Here is a 17,976-nt window from a genome sequence, read left to right on the forward strand (position 1 = left end):
TGTTTGTTATCGGTAACATAACAGTGCCACACAAAAGAGGAAAGCACATGTCTGCAGCAGAAATCGGTGTGATCGGATTGGGCACAATGGGTGCCATGTTGGCGCTGAACATTGCCGACAACGGGTTTTCGGTGGCCGTTCACAATCGCACGGCGGCGCGCATCCCTGAGTTCCTGGAAAAAGCGGGTGATCTGGCCGAAAAAATCACCGGCCATGCCGAGCTTAAAGACTTCGTGCAAGGTTTGGCGTCTCCGCGCAACATTATCCTAATGGTGCCTGCGGGTGATGCAGTAGACGCGCAGATCGCGCAGCTGCGTCCGCTACTTGACGCGGAAGACATGATCATCGACGCGGGAAATGCGAATTTCCATGATAGTGAACGGCGGGCAAATGAGGCTGAAAAGGCCGGTATCCCATTTCTGGGCATCGGTGTGTCGGGAGGTGCCGAAGGTGCGCGGTTTGGTCCATCAATCATGGGCGGCGGTCAGCCTGCGGCTTGGGACCGAGTAGCACATATCCTGAAAGCCATTTCGGCCAAGTACGAGGGTCAGCCTTGCGCCACCTACATGGGTATAGGCGGCGCCGGGCATTTCGTGAAAACGGTGCACAACGGTATCGAGTATGCTGACATGCAGTTGATTGCCGAGGCCTACGGCGTGATGCGCGACGGAATGGGCATGGACGCGGCCGCTTGTGGCGCGGTGTTTGACCAGTGGAACGAGGGCTTGTTGCAAAGCTACTTGATCGAGATTTCAGGACGCGTGTCCGCCGCGACAGACCCAGAGACTGGCACCCCTATGCTGGACATGATCCTGGATCGTGCAGGTCAGAAAGGAACCGGACGCTGGACGGTCATCGAAAGCCAGATGTTGGGCGCTCCGGTGCCGGTGATCGAGGCGGCAGTGGTTGCACGTAACCTGTCTGCCGCGCGCGATCTACGCCTCGCCGGGTCTGAGGCGTTTGGATCCACTGCAGACGCCATGCCCAGTGGAGCGCTGAGTTTCGGCGAGCTCGAACAAGCACTGATTGCGGGAAAGATTCTGAGTTACGCGCAGGGCTTTGAGCTGCTGACCAAGGCAAGTGCAGATTATGGATGGGCGCTGCCCATGGCCGAGATTGCCGAAGTGTGGCGCGAGGGATGCATTATCCGGTCTGCCATGTTGAACGACATGGCGTCAGCCCTGACTGATGCGCCGGAACGGAACTTGGCCTTGGCACCCTACTTCGCGAACATTTTGAAAGCGAATATGGCTGGTCTGCGCAAAGTGGCGGTGACGGCTATGGGCGCGGGGCAGCCAGTGCCGGCATTGGCTGCGGCGCTCAACTATTTTGACACGCTCACCAGCGCGCGAACGACCGCCAACATGCTGCAGGCGCAACGCGACTATTTCGGGGCACACAGCTTTGAGCGCACTGATAATGATGGTGCGCATCATGGGCCGTGGCTGGATCAGCACCTAAATGGGTGAAACGCCGTTCACGTTGAGGAACACGGAGTAAAGCGAGGTTGTGCCGGCGATGAAAAGCCTGTTCAGCTTCTCTCCTCCGAAACAGACATTCCCGACCAGTTCGGGGATATGCACCTTGCCGATCAGCACGCCGTCGCTGTTGATGCAGTGCACACCGTCGGCGGCAGAGCTCCAGATACGGCCATGAGTGTCGACGCGGAAACCGTCGAACAATCCTTCGGTGCAGGTGGCGAAAACTTCGCCGCCGGACAGCGTGCCATCGGCGTTTACTATATGGCGGCGGATGTGCTTGGGGCCGTCTGCATCATGGGTGATGCCGGTGTCGGCTATGTAGAGCAGCGATTCATTGGGGGAGAAGGCGAGGCCGTTGGGTTTGACGTAGTCGGCAGCGGCGATGGTGATCTCGCCCGAGGGGTCGACGCGGTAGACGTGGCAGGCTCCGATTTCGCTGTCTGCCCTGTCTCCTTCATAGTCCATAAGGATGCCGTAGCTGGGGTCGGTGAACCATACCGATCCATCGGATTTCACCACCACATCATTGGGCGAGTTCAGCCGCTTGCCTTGGTAACTGTCCGCAATAACGGTGATGGACCCGTCATGTTCCGTACGCGTGACCCTGCGGGCGAGGTGCTCGCAAGACACAAGCCGCCCCTGTCTGTCTACCGTGTGGCCGTTGGAATTGTTGGAGGGCTGGCGGAAGGTCGAGACCGAACCGTCGGTGTCGTCATAGCGCAGGATGCGGTTGTTCGGGATGTCGGACCACAAGAGATAACGCCCGGCGGCAAACCACACAGGTCCCTCTGACCAGCGGGCACCGGTCCACAGCCGTTCGACCCGGGCGTGGCCCACAAAGCATCCTGCAAATTCGGGTTCAATGACTTCGAACCCGGTCCCCTCGATCACGCCGAACATCGTCTTTTCCTTCCATAGTCTTACCAAACCGGCGCACGCCCCAGCCCGGTGGCGGTCCTTGGTTGCCAGGGTGCGCCGGGTCGGTGCCCCAGATCGCCTGATAGGTGTCGATCGCCATGCCGCGCTTCTGCATCGTCACGAAGGCCACCGCCAGCACCGTCCACCATACCGCGAGCGTCAGCCACATCCAGACCGGGCCGTTGGCTTTCCACAGACCCAACACAATCGTGATGATAGCCAACAGGATGACGGAATACCCGAGTCCCTTGTGCAGGGCTTCGAACATGCGCCGCCATGGGGTCATGTCATAGTGATGTCCACGCATTTGCGTGTCTGTCGGCCCCCCCTTCGAACCGCGAAAGATACCAAGGGTAATCTGGGCGGTGGCACCGGCCAACACCGCATAACCTAACCAGTTGTGCAGGCTCATCGATCCGAGATCGCTGGGCAAAACAAGCGCCAGACCAAAGATCGACAGGCCCACCACAAGCGATTGCCCCATCCAGTGGCTGCGCCACCAGACCTGATTGTCCACCTCGCGCGGCCAATCCTGCCCTGGCATGACCTTGAAAAACCGCGCGATGATCACTGCAAGCGGTGCAAGAATGCCCCAGGCCAGCACCATCGACCTTGCGTGCCACGAGATGGCAAACCCCACCTCGTGCGCGCGGGTTGGGTCGATGGGGGCAAGGAGCCAATCCATCAGCCTTTTACCGCCCCGGCCGTCATGCCGGTGATGATCTGACGGCTTGCAAGCAGAGTGAAGATGATGGGCGGGATCGCGAGCAACATGCCGGTGGCCATTATCACACCCCATTCCACGTTGAATTCGGACATGTTGTTCACGATCAGGATCGGCACGGTGCGCGTATCGCGATCCGACAGGGCCGAGGCGAGCAGGTATTCGTTCCACGCGATGCGGAAGGTGAATATGGCCGCTGCGGCAAGGCCGGGTTTGATCAGCGGCAGGACGACCTTGAAGAACACCTGAAACGGCCCTGCCCCGTCGACGCGTGCTGCCTCTTCCAGTGATCGCGGCACCTGAACGATGAAGCTTTGCAGGATCCAGATCACAAAGGGCAGGTTCATCGCCACGTAGATCAGGATGATACCGGAGTGCGTGCCTGCAAGGCAGACATCACCCCGGCCACCAAACGTGTCCCGGATCGCGCCGCCAATCAGGCCATCGCGATCCAGACAGAACTCGTTATTCCACAAACCGAAAACTGGGACGAGCAGCACCGCAGGCGGCACCATGCGGACCATGAGTGTGCTAAGCGACACGGTATCCCGCCCCATGAACCGGAACCGTACCAGCGCGTAAGCCGCCATACACCCGATCACCAGCGTTAGCGCGGTCGAGACCAGCGCGATGATCAGCGAGTTGATGAAGGCGTTGCCGAACTTAAGCGAGCAGAAGTCGATATGGTCAGGCTCGTACCAAAGCACGTCACAAAGCGCTTTTTCATAGTTTTGGATCGTGGGCAGGAAGATCAGCCCGGAGGTGCCAGAGATGATATCCACGTCCAGTTTGAACGAATTCAAGAACATCAGGATCACGGGACCGACCGACATGAAGACCAGCAGGGCGATAACCGCATAGAAAGCCGGATTGGCCCGGGTGTTGGGGGTAGACATCAGCTTTCCTCCTCGACCAGCGCATTCAGGCGGGCGGCGCGGGCTTCTTGCCAGCGGTTGAAGGCGAACATGCCCACGGTCAGCAGCAGAAGCAGGATCAATAGGTAGTTGGACATGGCGGCTGCGACGCCAAGTTCACGGAATTCGGTGGCAGTGCGGCTGATCCTCAATGCCAGAATTTCGGTGGACAGGCCGGGGCCGCCCTCAGTCATCACGAGGATCACTTCGAGAACTTTGAAGGCGTCAATCAGGCGTAAGAGTGCAGTGACAATCAGAACCGGCATCATCAAGGGCAGTTTGATGTGGATGATCTGTTGCCATGCCGTGGCGCCGTCGATGCGCGCCGCCTCCAGAGCCGAGCGCGGCAATGATTGCAGAGCGGCGAGCGACAGAATGAAGATGAAGGGCGTCCATTGCCAGATATCAGCGATTATGACGGAGGTCAGGGCGTGGTCCCCCAGCCAGTCCACGCGGGGCAGACCGATACTGTCGAGGAAACGGTTAAACGTGCCGACGGTTGGGTGATACATATACCGCCACATCAGGCCCACGACGACAGGAGCGATCATCATCGGCAGGATGAACATGGTGCGGAGAAGCGAGATGCCTCTGATCTCGCGATCCAGCAGAAGGGCGAGGCCCACGCCGATGACCATCTCGATTGTCACGACGAAGAAAGCGAACCTGAGCGTGACACCAAGGCTTTCGTGGAAATTCGGGTCGTTCCAGAGGAAGATGTAATTCTTGAGGCCCACGAACTCGGCCTCGCCAATGGTTTGGCTCGGGTTCCAGTCGCGGAATGATCCCCAAACCATGTAACCCAGCGGGTACATCAGCGCGATTGCCATAATGATCGCGGCCGGAGCCATGAACATGTAGGGCGTCAGTCGGTTGGCCATCGCGGTGCGCATGGGGCGATCTTTCCGGGTCTTGCAGGATCAAAGGGCCGGGGCGCGGGCGTGACACCGCACGCCCCGGCAGGAGGAAAGGCTTACTGCCAGGTGTAGTAGCCGGCGTCGTCCATCACAGCGCGAGTTCGTTCGGCCACGCCATCAAGGGCTTCCTGGATGTCCAAGTCCTCGGTCAGTACCTTGGACATGGTTGTGCCGATGTCGGCGTTGATCTTGCCCCAGACGGGGATGATCGGGCGCCAGTCAGGATCAGCGTACTTCAGCGCTTCACCAAAGGTGGCCGCGAACGGGTATTTTTCGTTCAGACCGGCGTTTTGGTAGGTGGAGAAGCGCGAAGGGTTACCACCTTCCATGGCGACCATCAGGTCACCTTGCTTGGACGTCAGCCACTGCATGAGTAGAAAGGCCGCTTCCTTGTTCTCGGCGTTCTTCGGGATGCCGATGCCGAAACCACCAGTTTGGCTGCCGCGACGCACGCCTTCAGGGTGCATGGCATAGCCAACCTTGCCCACAACCTTGGATCGCTCCGGGTTTTCAAAGCCGGGCATGAAGGCGATGGAGTCCATGAACATTGCCGCGTCACCATTGGCGAAGGCGTTGGCGGCTTCCGATGGTCCAAAGCTCATCGCGCCTTCCGGGCCACAATCGACAATGGTTTTCAACGCGTTTGCCGCTTCGACACCAGCTGCGTTGTTAATGATCGGGTTCCACTGATCATCAAAGACGCGACCGCCCAGCGGGGCGAGGTGCAGAAGGAACGCGTGGCTCGCCTGGTGGCCGGACGCCGCGCGGGACGCCATGCCGCCCATTCCCGGCTCGACTTCAGGGATCTTGCAGGCCGCGTCGAGCAGCTGGTCATAGGTTTCGGGCGTCGGGATGCCGTGCTTTTCGAAGATGTCCTTGCGATAGGCGAGCACCGAAGTCTCGGAGCCGAATGGGATACCAAACAGCGATCCGGTCTTGCCCGGCAGGTAGCCCTTGGTGCCGCCCGCAACGCCGATGTTTTCGACATAGCCGTCGATCAGGTCGTCGGCGTCATAGTTGGGGTCGGCCAGCTTGGGGTTCATGAAATACTTGGCCAGATTTTCCAGCTGGTCGGCAAAGACGTAGTCCGCCTTGGAAAACACGACATAGGAGATCAGGTCATATTCGCCTTCTTCCTGTGCCAGTTCCAGCGTCTGACGCTCGCGCATCTTGAGGTAGGGTAGCTGGTCCACTTCGACTTCGATGCCTGTTTCCTTGGTAAACTCGGGGAGCACCTTCATCGCGGCGTTGTAGTGCGGGTGCGCGGGGAAGTTCACGATCAGGGTCGTGCCAGCGTAGTCCTCGTACGGGTTGGCCCAGGCTGCCCCCGCCATGATGGTGGCGGTCGTCAGACCCACCGCCGTGGTTTTCAGTCCTTTGAACATGTGTTCCTCCCTTAGAACTTTTTTGGTCTTCAAAGTGCGATTTCAGTTGCGCGGTCGAACAGATGCACGCCGCGTTGGTTGACTGCGAATGTGAGAGTTTGGCCGAGTGCCACTGGTGTTTCCGAGTTGACCTCGACCATCACCTGCGCGGATCCGCATTTGCAGAGCAAGACGGATTGCGCCCCTACATATTCGGACACTTGCACATCCAGCGTCAGTGCCTGTGATGGGTCTGCGTCATCGGCATAGTTCAGGTCAGAAGGCCGGATGCCCAAAGTCACCTCACGGCTGGAATGCGCCTTGGCTTTGGTTGCAATGTTGCCCGACAGCTTCAAATCGAAGCCGTCACCGGCGACCCAGATGTCCCCTGCCCGTTCCTCTAGCGTACCGTCGAGGAAGTTCATCGGCGGCATGCCCATGAAGCCCGCCACGAACTTGTTGACTGGGCGTTTGAACAGTTCTTCGGGTGTCCCCTGCTGCTGGATGTAACCGCCATGCATGACGACGATGCGGTCAGCGAGGGTCATCGCCTCGATCTGGTCATGGGTGACGTAGATCATGTTTTTCTGCACGCGCTGGCTCATCAACGCGAGTTCGGCACGCATCTGCCCGCGCAGCTTGGCGTCGAGGTTTGACAGCGGTTCGTCGAACAGGAAGATTCCGCTGTCTTTCGCGAGCGCGCGGGCCATTGCAACCCGTTGGCGTTGGCCACCGGAAAGCGCACCGGGCTTCCGGCCCAGAAAGTCGGTCAGACCGACCATCTCGGCCACTTCCTTGACCTTGGCGTTGATCTCGGACTTCGGGCGACGGGCGAGGCGCAGGGCAAAGCTGATATTCTGCGCCACGTTCATATGTGGGTAGAGGGCGTAGTCCTGAAACACCATCGCCAAGTCGCGTTCCTTCGGCTCCAGATGGCTGACGGGTCTGTCGTCGACATAGATCTCGCCATCCGACACATCCTCTAGCCCCGCAATCATGCGCAAGGTTGTGGACTTGCCGCAGCCGGAGGGGCCAACGAGCACGGTGAATTCGTTCTCGGCCATTTCCAGTTCGATGCCGTGCAGCACCTCAACATTGCCGTAGCGTTTCACCAGATTGTCGAGCCGGATGGTGGGCATGGGTGTACTTCCGTTCTGTGTTACCGGTCACATTAGCAATTGTGACCGGTAACACAAGGAAAATTGCTTGGCTTAACTCTCTGAAAACGTGGGGTTTCGTTATTTCGTGCTGTCGCGGAACGTCAGATTGACCGGTACAGGGACCAAGGATCGACTCATCGGCGTATCGTCAGAAAGCAGCTGGCCGATCAATTTCCCAGTCTCGCGTCCAATAATCTTGGGGTCCACTGAAACCGTTGTGATCGTGGGTGTTGCAAAGCGGGATACTTCGAAATCACCAAAGCCTGCGATGCCGATGTCATCGGGCACAGACTTACCCAGTTTTGGCAAAACGGACAGCACACCAAATGCCGGCGCGTCGGATACGCAGAATACACAATCCGTGTCCGGAAACTCGTCCAACAAACGTGCCGCCGCCGCCGCGCCGTCTTCGATAGATAGAGGTGGCTTGCCAATCTTCAGCGCGCGATCCGTGGGCAGGCAGGCTTCCTTCATCGCGTCGAGATACCCCTTGCGCCGCGCGGCGCCTCGGGTCCAGTCATCATCGGCTTCACCGACGAAGGCGATGTTGCGATAGCCCCGGTCGATCAACGCCCGTGTCATATCTGCTGCTGCCTGCCGGTTGGAAAAACCGATGGTGTGGCCGATGGGGTTGTCGGGCCTTTCCCACAGCTCGATCACTGGGACATGCGCGTCGCTTAGCAGTGCGATGGTCCGGTCTGAATGGCCGTCATAGGACAGAACAATCGCCTCGGGTCGACGTTTGAGCATGTCTTCGACCAGTTGTTCCTCACGCTCCGGAGAATAGTCGGTGTGCCCAAGCAAGATCTGCTGTCCAATGCCCTCCAACTCTTCAGTGAGCGCTTGCACCGTTTCTGCAAAGTGTAGGTTGTTCAAAGAAGGCACAAGCACGGCGACAAAGCCGGAGCGCTTGGTGGTAAGACTGCCGGCCATCTGGTCAGGCACGTAGTTCATTTCACGCACGAATTTGAGAATGCGGTCGCGTGTCTCTTTGGAAACAGGACTGTCCTTTTTCAATGCCCTGCTGACCGTCATCCGCGAAACGCCCGCGGCACGCGCCACGTCACGCATCGTAACAGGACCAGTTGTTTTGGAGTGTGATTGGGACATGCCGTGCAGGGTGTTCGCGGTAACATGCGGCGTCAAGGTGGTATTTCAGCAGAATGCGTATGCATTCTGTGCATCCATCCCACGCTCTGCAGTTTTACTCGCGGGGCAACCCGCGCGCGTTCTTTGAAACAACCCGTGTTGCCGCCGCGAGTATGCGGCGATGTCGTGCAAGCGCGTCTGGCGCCATACTTGCTTCCGGTCGAACTTCCTTGTGCGCTGTGCCGTGATTCTCGCCGCAAACAAGAGTTGCGTACATTTTGTCATCTCCGATCTGATGAACATGGCCGGGAATGTAACGGATCGCGAAACCCACGCGGCGCAAGCTGTCCGAAGAATTGGTATGAGAGCCGTGCACAAGGAGAGCATGATGCATAGACATCTCGCCCGGCGCCAGCGGGCAGCTGAGCCGATCATTTAGGTCGTAGTCCAAGGCAACTTCTTCGCCGAAGGGCAGCATACTGGACCCTGAATCGCGAATGACGTGTTGAATGGTCGTTCGATGCGTTCCGGGCACGACCTGCAAGCAACCCGTTTCTTCGGTGCTTGGTGTCAACGCAAGCCAGACGGTCAGACCGGCGTGTTCGCTTAACCCCCAGACCGTGCTGTCTTGATGCAGCGGAACGTGGTCTGATGATCCGGGATCTTTCGAGAAAAAGCTGGACCCCCAACACAGGACGTCAGGCCCAAGTACTGCGCGCACAGGGTCGACGATACGCGGATCATGGACAAGATCCCACAGGAAGGGCAGCAGAAGATGCGCCTTTGCGTTCAGTACAGCTGGGAGGCGACCTCCGCAGCTTTGCTCGGCCAAGAGCAACTGATCGTAAAGGTCTGCGGCTTCATTTTCGGACATGACCGAAACAGGAGAGACATACCCATTGCAAGCAAAGTCCTCCGACAACTTATTTGCGTTTGTCAAAGTCACGCCTCCTTATCTGCAGACTTCAAGTGGGCTTCTTTCTCTCGCTTGATCACGGAGGCGAATTTGCGCGTGCGGGCTGCGTGTTGCGCGAGGCCCTGACCAGATAGGCCGGTAAAGTCCTCGAGTTCCATATCGGAGCGGTTTTGCCCGCTCACGAGCGTAACTGATCCACCGGATTGGTACGCTGTTGCCGAGAAATACCTGATTGCAAAGCCGACGCGTTCATGGCCTGCACGGTTGGGATCTGAGCCATGCAGTACAAATGGATGGTGAAGTGACATCTGTCCGGGCTGCAGTTCCATAGCGACAGCATTTTCAAGAGACGGCAGTTCCTCGACCTCTTCCCGAGCCCCGAGCATATTGTTCGGATCGTTTGGCGCACGGTGTTGTATTTGCGATCCGTGACTGCCGGGCAGCACCTGTACGCACCCGGACAGGCGTGTCGAAGGTGTCAGTGCAAGCCATGCCGTTGCGCCCGCTGGGCGGTCCATACCCCAGAACGTTGCATCCTGATGCCAAGCCACATAGGCATCACTGCCGGGCTCTTTTTCAATGGTGCTGGACCCGATGCAAAAAATATCTTCACCCAAAATGGTCTTGAGCGGCGCAAGTACATGCGGGTGCCGAACGAGATCCCAAAGCTCTGGAATAAGAAGATGCGGTTTGATCCGGGTCAATGGATTGAGCTTTTTTCCGTCTGGTCGAATTGCGCCCATCACAGACGCGACTTCGTCTGCATTCAAAACGTTGATCGGACATGCATACCCATCCGCAGCAAATCGCGTTTTCAGTTCCAGCGGGTCAAACTCTTGAGCCATTCAGATCGGGTCCTTGCCTCTAACATCATCTCCTCGTGCGGCGGCGTCCAGATCGCTGGCACGGGTAAAGGGCATGCACGGCCACGCCACACCAGCATGTTGGCAGCCGCTGGCAAAACAGGCGCGCATGTATTGCATTCGCGCGGCGCGTTTTGCGTCAGAGCCGCGCTGAAAAGACTGTGCAATGGCTGTCCAATGGGCATCAAGCGTTTCGCGTACGGAAGACGGCAAGGCCGGTGGTGTCTTAGCCGCAATTAGCCGTTCAAGACCGTCATCCCAGTTTTTGGCCAGATCGACCTCGCGCTGCACGTGCCCGATGAAGCCGCGGAATTTCTGGTAACTTGGACGGCCAACAAGAACAGCCGGGCGCCCATAGGCATAGGCGGTGATATAGCCATGGAGCGAGGACCCAACATATGCTTCGGCGTTGGCAAGAAGCGCTGCAATCTGCTGCAAGGAGTCCGGCGCGCTGAGTGAGACAGATGGAACCGTGACAGTATCGTGAAGTGCATCGGCAATGGCATCGTCATTATGTGCCGAACCCAATCCCAGAAACACGGGTGTCAGTTTGTTTGCTTTGCATACCGTCTCGAATTTGCGGGCGAGATTGGGCAGTGACATGTCTGAAAATGATCTGCCCCGTGCATGCACCGCCAGGACCTTTTGATCTGAACGGATTCCGAACTTTTCCCGCAATTGTGTGTAAGCCCGCTCAAGCCTTTTTGCGGGCCATAACTGTGGAAGATCGACAAGTGTATCGGGGACGATCTGGGCAATTTCTGCAGCTGGCCCCAAAGCCTTTTGAGATCCCCGGTCACGCACGCTGACATAATCTGAGGCGTTCAGGAGCAAGGGCGCCAGATCGCCAGCGATTCTGCCCAAGGGATGCGGAGCACCGGGTGCATTCCAGGCGATCGGAACATCGTGCGCGGCAGCGAGCATTCCCGCGCCCAACCAGTTGCCAGCGCCCACCCATGCGCCGGTGTCACCACCACGATACTCCCGAAGAATATCCAGCCGATGGGTGTGCAAAATGTAACCACCTCCGATCAAAACCCCAGCCATCGGTTCTGAGCAAGCGAAGGCGTCGGGGAGTGAAAGTGATGATGCTGCATCTTGCAGACAGGGCGTGACACCCGTTGCCGAGACTGGGGCAATTTTGAAGCCAAAGGGTGCCAGTTTGGTCTGCGCCAGGAGTGGAAAAAGCAAATCACCGAAATTGTGCATGTCAAACATGCCCGTCATCAAAACCGAGCGTTCACTTTCTTCAGGTTCATGCATATCAGCTTCCCTTCTCTGGAACGCTTTGGCATGGTCTCAACCAGAAGTTCAACGTGTCTGAACAATTTGGGTGCATTCAATTCTGAGCGAGCATATTGCAGTGGCAGAACTGCCGCGATTTTTGAGATCTTTCAAAGGAACGTATTGATGTCCGCAATGCAGGATGCTGACGCCGAGCGATATCCAAATCTTCACCCTGACGCGTATGACCTGGCCATTCTGCATCCTCAGTATCGCAAGATGATGGGTGGGAATTTTTACAACTTCGGGCTTTGGTCTGAAGCCTCCGACACGCCGGAAATCGCGAGTGCCCGCTTGACGCAGGCCGCCATCGACCTGGACAGAGAAACAGAGTCTGCCCGAACGGTTCTTGATGTTGGTTGCGGGTTGGGTGCCGGGTCTGCGCAGATTGCCGACGTGTACTGCCACGCAAAAGTGTGTGGTATCAATTATTCGCCGAGACAAATCGCCAGGGCTGAAACAACTTACCGAAAAGAGAACTTGAGCTTTCAGTGCGCTGACGCGGTTGCACTTCCGTTCCCAGACGGCTCGGTGGACAGAGTCTTCTGTATTGAAGCGGCCATGCATTTCCAAACGCGGGTGGACTTTCTCGATGAGGTCTGGCGCACTTTGCGCCCCGGTGGCCAACTTTACGCTGCCGATATTCTATGCACTAAAGCGAACGATATCATTCCCGCCGAAAACGTTGTTCCCGACGGTGCATCTTATGCTGCGAAATGTCGGTCGGCAGGGTTTGAGGTTTTGGTTCTGGACACAATCACCGACCGTACGGTCGGACCATTTGCCGCCCATCTGAAGCGTTCAGGAAGGGGGCCAATCGCACGTTTCATCAAAGACATGACGCAAGAGTATATCCTTGTTGCACTTCGGAAAGAGGCGAAGACGAATGGCGGTTGATCCGGCTCCAATTGTTGAAGCCGATGAAGGTTTGTTGCGTCAGTCCGTTCACAACTGCGCTGTTGCCTCCCGGGCGGATACGCTCACTGCTCGCCTGGCGTGTTACGCGGCTGAAATGCCGGATGTTTTAGCTTACCGATTTTTATCACCCGACGCGCCCGACACTGTCCTGACCTACGGTGGATTGTATGCCAAGGCGGCAGATCTTGCCCATCGCCTGAGAGATGCTGGTGCATTGCCTGGACAGCCTGTTGCTCTGGTAATTGAGCCGTCTTTGGACTTTGTAGTTGCGTTTTTCGCCTGCCTTATGGGAGGACACCCGGCAGTTCCGCTGCCTCGTCCCCGGACTGATGCGGCGCGTGAAAGGCTTGCTCAGGCTCTGTCACATGTCACCCCAGCGATTACTTTGACGACAGAGACAACAGAACCGGCCCTGGGTGACTTGGCGTCTGGAAAGCGTCTTCTGGTGGATAGGTTTTCCGATCCGGCCAAGACTGACCCATTGCCGGAACATCAGCAGGACATCGCCCTCTTACAATTTACATCGGGCTCGACCGGGACGCCAAAAGCGGTGGCAGTCACGCATGCCAATCTTGCCGCAATGCGTGACACGCTTGACGTGACACTGCCGCAAGGCCAGCCCTTTACAACGCTGTCATGGCTGCCTCTTGAACATGACATGGGTCTGATCGGTGGCATGCTGCAGACATTCTGGAGCGGGAACCTTGTCTTGCTCATGGCGCCGGAAGCTTTCATGGCGCGCCCGGCGCGGTGGTTGCGCGCCATTTCCGACAATCGCGTCGATGTAACGGTCGCGACGAATTCTGCGTACCAACGCGCAGTTGATCTGACGCCGGAAAAAGCCCGCTCCGATTTGGACCTGTCATGTCTGAAGGTTGCCTTTAGCGGGGCAGAACCTCTCAGAGCTGAAACCGTGGACTCATTTTGCTCTGCGTTTGCACCCTATGGATTTCGTCGCACCGCGTTCGCGCCCTGCTACGGTCTTGCAGAAGCCACTTTGCTTGTTGCAGGTGAAGCGCCCGGGTCTGCGCCACATTTGCTGCCCGCGGCGCCGTCCTCACTGGCACTTGGCCGTGTCGAAACAACGGATCAAGGTGCGACAAGCCTCGTTTCGTCCGGTGTCGTTGCGACGAATGTTGATCTGAAAATCGTCGATCCTGATCGGTTGGAAATTTTGTCAGAACGGCGCATCGGAGAGATTTGGCTTGCAGGTCCACCTGTGGCCAGTGGGTATTTTCGCAATCCTGAGGCAACGCGGAAAACCTTTCAGGCACAAGTTCAGGGGGAGAGTTCAACGTATTTGCGCACCGGCGATCTAGGTTTTCTGGATTGCGGGCGTTTGTATGTCACCGGTCGAGTAGAGACACGGATCATCAAATACGGGCGTACCTATCATTCGGCCGATCTTGAGCGGGCCGGGCGTCACGCGCATGACACTCTGAGACCGGATCGTGTCGCCATATTCCAAGATGCCGAAGACGGTGCCATCTTTGCGATATGTGAGGTCCGAACGCAGGCAGAGGAAGACGCCGCGCGGGCGCTTTGGGCGGCGATCTTGCGGGAAACAAGGGTTGCTATTGACCAGGTGCAGCTTGTAGCGGGCTCTGCTTTGCTATGGACGACCAGCGGGAAATTGCGCCGCAAAGCCACCGCCCGTCGAATAAAAAGCGAACCAGAGCTTTTGAGGATGGAGTGGCGTCCTCCTGCTGGCGACCGGGCTCTTGATCAAGTGGGCCGCGTGCTCTCCAAAACACCGTTGTCATCTGCAAGATTGGAAGAGGCGCTTTGCCATTGGGTGGCGGCTCAGGGCGGTGTGGATGTCTCGGAGATTGATCCGGAGTTACCTTGGGCGGATCAGTACATCGACTCGCTGCGCGCGTCCGAGCTTGTATTGCTTCTTGAGGGCGTGATGTCGGTACCAGTTGACAGTGATTTGCTGTTTGAGTTCGCTTGTCCTAGTGCGCTGGCACCACAACTGGTTCGAATGCAGACATGAAAACGGAAACTGCGGTCGCAATTGTTGGTATAGGTCTGCGGCTGCCAGGGGCGGACACGTCCGCTGGGCTGACCAAGATGGTCGCAAACGGCAGCTGTGCGATTGACGATGTGCCAGCCGCGCGTTGGCACCATTCGGTCAAAAATGACAATGTGGTTACCGGGCTTGCGCATGATCGTGCAGGGCTTGTTGGGGCCATCGATGGTATTGATCGACGCTGTTTTCGGATTTCGGCCAATGAAGCACCGATGATCGATCCCATGCAGCGGTTGTTCCTTGAATCGTCTTGGCATGCCCTTGAACACGCGGGATATGCACCCGCGCGGTTGGAGGGTGTCCCTTGCGGCGTTTTTGCAGGCGTCTGTGTGTCCGAATATGCTCTTTTGCAAGCCGCTTCGTGGGGCGACCATGCAGATAACCCTTATCAGAACACGGGCGCTTCAAACTCGCTTGTTCCGGGTCGCGTTGCGTATTGCCTCGGCCTGACAGGCCCCGTGCAAGCAATCGACAATGCATGCGCGTCGTCCATGTCAGCCGTCATCGCTGCCGCCGAAGCGCTCGTTCTGGGGCGGTGCGAGATGGCCTTGGCCGGTGGGGTGAATGTTCTGCTCAGCAAACGCATTTTCCAGTCGCTGGCTGCCATGCGGACACTTTCGCCTCGTGGAGAGTATCGGCCTTTTGACAGTGAAGCAGACGGATATGTCCGAGGCGAGGGCTGCGGTGTCGTTGTCCTCAAGACGCTCGACGCCGCTCTGGAGGATGGCGACAACATTCACGGTGTGCTGAGGGGATGGCACCAAAGGCATAACGGTCGAACCAACGGGATTCATGCGCCATCATGGCAAGCGCAGAGTGAGGCCATGCGCGCAGCGATGGCTATGGCGGGTGTGACGCCGGTCGACATTGGCTATGTCGAAGCACACGGGTCAGCAACGCCTTTGGGCGACATGATCGAAGCCCGTGCAATCCAGGAAGCGTTGGCTTCTGAATGCGACAGACCTGTTTCGATTGGTTCGGTCAAAGCTGCGATGGGCCATCTGGAAGGCGCCGCGGGCATCGCGGGGATTCTCAAGGCTGTAACTGTGATCAAGGAACGCCATATTCCGCCGCAGCCGGGTTTTTGTACCGCGGGTGACAAACTGGCCGCTGCAGCGCCTGATATTCAGATTGCGCGTACAACTCAGCCTTGGCCCAATGACGCAAATGCGGTCTTGGTGAATTCGTTGGGTTACAATGGCGGTTGTACGCAGATGGTGCTCACTGCCAGTCCAGCGCGACCAAGCGCAGAGCCATCGGAGCTGACAGGACTTTTCCTGGTTTCTGCAGCATGTCCCGATGCTTTGCATGCGCGCCTTTCACAACTTCATACACTTCTCATGGACACTGCAGCCAGTATATCGGTCGGACAATTGGCACAGGCAGTATCTATGCGATGGGATGGCCTCGCCTTTCGTTTTCAGTTCTGGGCCAACACACGCGAAGAGGCTCTGGTGCGGGTGGAGGCGGAACTTGCAACGCGAGCTACGCCAAAGAGAATTCCGACCAGCCGGGTTCAAGCCATCTTGGACAGCGAGAAGTGGCAGGATGTGATGATGTTATTGTCGCCAGGTTGGTACGATGCATTGACACCCGAAACGTTGTTCAATTCGTTGGGGATCAAACTTGGCACAGATCCGGCCAACACTGTTTCTCTCGTGCCTTGTCTAGACGAGACATCGGCGAAGGGTGCAAAACGGGCGGTTTTCGAGGCGATAGGACGTGCTTGGTTGGAAGGAGTTTCCCTAAACTTATCGGCGCTTTGGCCCAGCCAAGATGTGGACATCGATGTACCCCCCTACCCGTTTCAGCGGACTGAAGCTTGGGCTTTGACGCGCAGCGAACCGCAAGACTTCCAAATGGACTGACCCATGGCACGCGATCTTGTTTCACAGCTTCTGAGCATGGGCTCTTCGGATCAGCAGATTGCAATCAGCTCGAGGTCTGGCGATCTTACCTATGGTGATCTGGAGTTGCGTACCCGTGATATTGCACGGACCCTCCAATCGCTTGGAAGCCAAACCGGAGACCGGATTGGCACTGTCATGGCGAAGTCGGTTGACGCCGTCACTGTGTTTTTGGGCATTCTTCGAGCGGGATGTGTCGCTGTTCCAATAAACCCGCAACAGCCAGCCGCCATGATGGAACGCATAATCGTGGCCAGTGACGTCCAGCTTGTCCTGCACGACGTCGGCCTGTCTGTGCCGAATGTGCCAGGGAAACGAAGAGAAACACTGGGACAGGCTGGACCGGGGTCTTTTGACGAATTGATCCGTAATTACGTACCAAGTGGACGCGAGCACGCGACACTCTTGGATGAAGACGCTGATGCGCTGATCCTGTTCACATCCGGCACGACAGGCGATCCCAAAGGTGTGTTGCACGGGATCAAAAGTTTGCTGTCGACGGCCACTTCGCTTGCCAAAACTTGGGGTCTAACATCGCACGATACCGTCCTTCATGCGTTGCCGATCAATCATGCCCATGGTCTTGTCATTGCAACACTGCCTGTTCTTGCGTCGGGCGGGAACCTTCGCTGGATTGAGGCATTCGAACCGCGAACGGTTTTGGAAGCGATGCATGGGTCCTCGATCTTTATGGGGGTGCCCTTCTACTACCAGCAGCTGTTGGACTCACCCGCCTTTGATCCTCATGCGTTTTCCACTCTGCGTTTGTGCGTAAGTGGATCGGCACCCTTGAGCGATGCTTTGGCAAATCGATTTCGAACGGAAACGCAGCATGAAATAGCTCAACGTTACGGGATGACCGAAACGATGATCACTACTGCAAACCCTTGTGAAGCGATCCGGTTTGGTACAGTCGGACAGGCACTTCCTGAAACCGACATCCGCATAGTGGATACTTCAACGCGTGCCACCCTTGAACCTGGAGAGATCGGTGAAGTTGTGGTTTCTGGCCCAACCGTTTTTAAACGATATCTTCGTTCGGAACTTCAAACAAACGACTTGGAGCTGAACACCGGCGATCTCGGGCGTCTCGATGCCGATGGGTACCTGACCTTGGTTGGTCGGGTGCGCGATTTGATAATTTATTGCGGAATGAATGTGTACCCCAGTGACGTCGAATCCGCCTTGCTTCAATGTGCGGGCGTACATGACGCCTGTGTGTTTGGTATTCCGCACAATCTTACGGGAGAGTCAGTGATGGCGGCGGTGGTTGCGAAACCTGACCAGACGGTGGCGCCCTCCGAACTCAGAAAAAAACTGGCGTCTCTGCTCGCGCCGCATCAAATCCCGAAACGCATTTTGGTCGTGCCCGAAATTCCACGGAACAACATGGGCAAGCCGATGCGATCAGAACTGGCGAGCAACGCCAAAAACTTGGGCGGCTGAACTTACCCTGCCGCCGTTTTAGGAATTCTACTTGAAATCTGTC

General features: G+C 57.3%; 15 protein-coding genes. 5 read left to right on the forward strand and 10 right to left on the reverse strand.

Annotated features, from left to right (window positions below; all coding sequences use genetic code 11):
- Window positions 1–47 precede the first annotated feature (47 nt).
- On the forward strand, window positions 48–1,469 hold the full coding sequence (gene gnd / locus IE087_RS20130; RefSeq protein WP_189371190.1) for an NADP-dependent phosphogluconate dehydrogenase: 1,422 nt from the start codon (window positions 48–50) through the stop codon (window positions 1,467–1,469).
- Here the strand turns inward: gnd and IE087_RS20135 are convergent.
- The 10 genes from IE087_RS20135 to IE087_RS20180 all read right to left on the reverse strand — a co-directional run bounded on the left by IE087_RS20135 (window position 1,458) and on the right by IE087_RS20180 (window position 11,609).
- The gene (locus tag IE087_RS20135; RefSeq protein ID WP_189371191.1) at window positions 1,458–2,381 is read right to left on the reverse strand and encodes an SMP-30/gluconolactonase/LRE family protein; all 924 of its coding nucleotides are present in this window, start codon (window positions 2,379–2,381) and stop codon (window positions 1,458–1,460) included. The two genes, gnd and IE087_RS20135, sit on opposite strands and share 12 nt — an antisense overlap.
- Window positions 2,341–3,084, reverse strand: a complete 744-nt coding sequence (locus IE087_RS20140; protein ID WP_229801491.1) for a cytochrome b561 domain-containing protein — start codon at window positions 3,082–3,084, stop codon at window positions 2,341–2,343. Before IE087_RS20140 ends, IE087_RS20135 begins: the two co-directional genes overlap by 41 nt.
- Window positions 3,084–4,019 (reverse strand): carbohydrate ABC transporter permease, encoded by a 936-nt coding sequence (locus IE087_RS20145; RefSeq protein WP_189371192.1) that lies wholly within the window; start codon window positions 4,017–4,019, stop codon window positions 3,084–3,086. The genes IE087_RS20140 and IE087_RS20145 overlap by 1 nt, the downstream gene beginning before the upstream one ends.
- Window positions 4,019–4,930, reverse strand: a complete 912-nt coding sequence (locus IE087_RS20150) for a carbohydrate ABC transporter permease (protein WP_039689903.1) — start codon at window positions 4,928–4,930, stop codon at window positions 4,019–4,021. Before IE087_RS20150 ends, IE087_RS20145 begins: the two co-directional genes overlap by 1 nt.
- Before the next feature lie 80 nt (window positions 4,931–5,010).
- Window positions 5,011–6,339 carry an extracellular solute-binding protein gene (locus IE087_RS20155; RefSeq protein ID WP_189371193.1) on the reverse strand — a complete coding sequence of 443 codons (1,329 nt, stop codon included), beginning with the start codon at window positions 6,337–6,339 and terminating at the stop codon, window positions 5,011–5,013.
- Between the two features lie 29 nt (window positions 6,340–6,368).
- Window positions 6,369–7,457 carry an ABC transporter ATP-binding protein gene (locus IE087_RS20160; protein WP_189371194.1) on the reverse strand — a complete coding sequence of 363 codons (1,089 nt, stop codon included), beginning with the start codon at window positions 7,455–7,457 and terminating at the stop codon, window positions 6,369–6,371.
- 99 nt (window positions 7,458–7,556) lie between these two features.
- Window positions 7,557–8,588 carry a LacI family DNA-binding transcriptional regulator gene (locus IE087_RS20165; RefSeq protein ID WP_229801492.1) on the reverse strand — a complete coding sequence of 344 codons (1,032 nt, stop codon included), beginning with the start codon at window positions 8,586–8,588 and terminating at the stop codon, window positions 7,557–7,559.
- A 94-nt stretch (window positions 8,589–8,682) separates the two neighbouring features.
- A complete protein-coding gene (locus IE087_RS20170) occupies window positions 8,683–9,441 on the reverse strand; it encodes a phytanoyl-CoA dioxygenase family protein (RefSeq protein ID WP_189371195.1) in 759 nt (252 codons plus the stop codon).
- Between the two features lie 68 nt (window positions 9,442–9,509).
- The gene (locus IE087_RS20175; protein WP_189371196.1) at window positions 9,510–10,328 is read right to left on the reverse strand and encodes a phytanoyl-CoA dioxygenase family protein; all 819 of its coding nucleotides are present in this window, start codon (window positions 10,326–10,328) and stop codon (window positions 9,510–9,512) included.
- The gene (locus IE087_RS20180) at window positions 10,329–11,609 is read right to left on the reverse strand and encodes a polysaccharide pyruvyl transferase family protein (protein WP_229801493.1); all 1,281 of its coding nucleotides are present in this window, start codon (window positions 11,607–11,609) and stop codon (window positions 10,329–10,331) included.
- Between the two features lie 147 nt (window positions 11,610–11,756).
- Between IE087_RS20180 and IE087_RS20185 the strand changes: the two genes are divergently transcribed.
- The 4 genes from IE087_RS20185 to IE087_RS20200 are packed head-to-tail and all read left to right on the forward strand — an operon-like array spanning window position 11,757 to window position 17,933.
- Complete coding sequence (locus tag IE087_RS20185) at window positions 11,757–12,527, forward strand: class I SAM-dependent methyltransferase (RefSeq protein WP_229801494.1); 771 nt, start codon at window positions 11,757–11,759, stop codon at window positions 12,525–12,527.
- Entirely contained in the window at window positions 12,517–14,544 is a 2,028-nt protein-coding gene (locus IE087_RS20190; protein ID WP_189371199.1) for an AMP-binding protein, read from the forward strand. Before IE087_RS20185 ends, IE087_RS20190 begins: the two co-directional genes overlap by 11 nt.
- Window positions 14,541–16,448: a beta-ketoacyl [acyl carrier protein] synthase domain-containing protein gene (locus IE087_RS20195; protein WP_189371200.1), complete on the forward strand. Its 1,908-nt coding sequence runs from the start codon at window positions 14,541–14,543 to the stop codon at window positions 16,446–16,448. Before IE087_RS20190 ends, IE087_RS20195 begins: the two co-directional genes overlap by 4 nt.
- Before the next feature lie 3 nt (window positions 16,449–16,451).
- On the forward strand, window positions 16,452–17,933 hold the full coding sequence (locus IE087_RS20200; protein ID WP_189371201.1) for a class I adenylate-forming enzyme family protein: 1,482 nt from the start codon (window positions 16,452–16,454) through the stop codon (window positions 17,931–17,933).
- Window positions 17,934–17,976: the final 43 nt, after the last annotated feature.

It is taken from the genome of Tateyamaria omphalii (assembly GCF_014651375.1).
Taxonomy (GTDB): domain Bacteria; phylum Pseudomonadota; class Alphaproteobacteria; order Rhodobacterales; family Rhodobacteraceae; genus Tateyamaria; species Tateyamaria omphalii.

Bases quoted from the DNA above. Each gene is read 5' to 3' on its own strand.
- IE087_RS20200 (WP_189371201.1), top strand. From the start codon at position 16,452: ATGGCACGCGATCTTGTTTCACAGCTTCTGAGCATGGGCTCTTCGGAT.
- IE087_RS20165 (WP_229801492.1), bottom strand. From the start codon at position 8,588: ATGTCCCAATCACACTCCAAAACAACTGGTCCTGTTACGATGCGTGAC.
- IE087_RS20185 (WP_229801494.1), top strand. From the start codon at position 11,757: ATGTCCGCAATGCAGGATGCTGACGCCGAGCGATATCCAAATCTTCAC.
- IE087_RS20150 (WP_039689903.1), bottom strand. From the start codon at position 4,930: ATGCGCACCGCGATGGCCAACCGACTGACGCCCTACATGTTCATGGCT.
- IE087_RS20175 (WP_189371196.1), bottom strand. From the start codon at position 10,328: ATGGCTCAAGAGTTTGACCCGCTGGAACTGAAAACGCGATTTGCTGCG.
- IE087_RS20140 (WP_229801491.1), bottom strand. From the start codon at position 3,084: ATGGATTGGCTCCTTGCCCCCATCGACCCAACCCGCGCGCACGAGGTG.
- IE087_RS20155 (WP_189371193.1), bottom strand. From the start codon at position 6,339: ATGTTCAAAGGACTGAAAACCACGGCGGTGGGTCTGACGACCGCCACC.
- IE087_RS20195 (WP_189371200.1), top strand. From the start codon at position 14,541: ATGAAAACGGAAACTGCGGTCGCAATTGTTGGTATAGGTCTGCGGCTG.
- IE087_RS20170 (WP_189371195.1), bottom strand. From the start codon at position 9,441: ATGTCCGAAAATGAAGCCGCAGACCTTTACGATCAGTTGCTCTTGGCC.
- gnd (WP_189371190.1), top strand. From the start codon at position 48: ATGTCTGCAGCAGAAATCGGTGTGATCGGATTGGGCACAATGGGTGCC.
- IE087_RS20135 (WP_189371191.1), bottom strand. From the start codon at position 2,381: ATGTTCGGCGTGATCGAGGGGACCGGGTTCGAAGTCATTGAACCCGAA.
- IE087_RS20190 (WP_189371199.1), top strand. From the start codon at position 12,517: ATGGCGGTTGATCCGGCTCCAATTGTTGAAGCCGATGAAGGTTTGTTG.
- IE087_RS20145 (WP_189371192.1), bottom strand. From the start codon at position 4,019: ATGTCTACCCCCAACACCCGGGCCAATCCGGCTTTCTATGCGGTTATC.
- IE087_RS20180 (WP_229801493.1), bottom strand. From the start codon at position 11,609: ATGCATGAACCTGAAGAAAGTGAACGCTCGGTTTTGATGACGGGCATG.
- IE087_RS20160 (WP_189371194.1), bottom strand. From the start codon at position 7,457: ATGCCCACCATCCGGCTCGACAATCTGGTGAAACGCTACGGCAATGTT.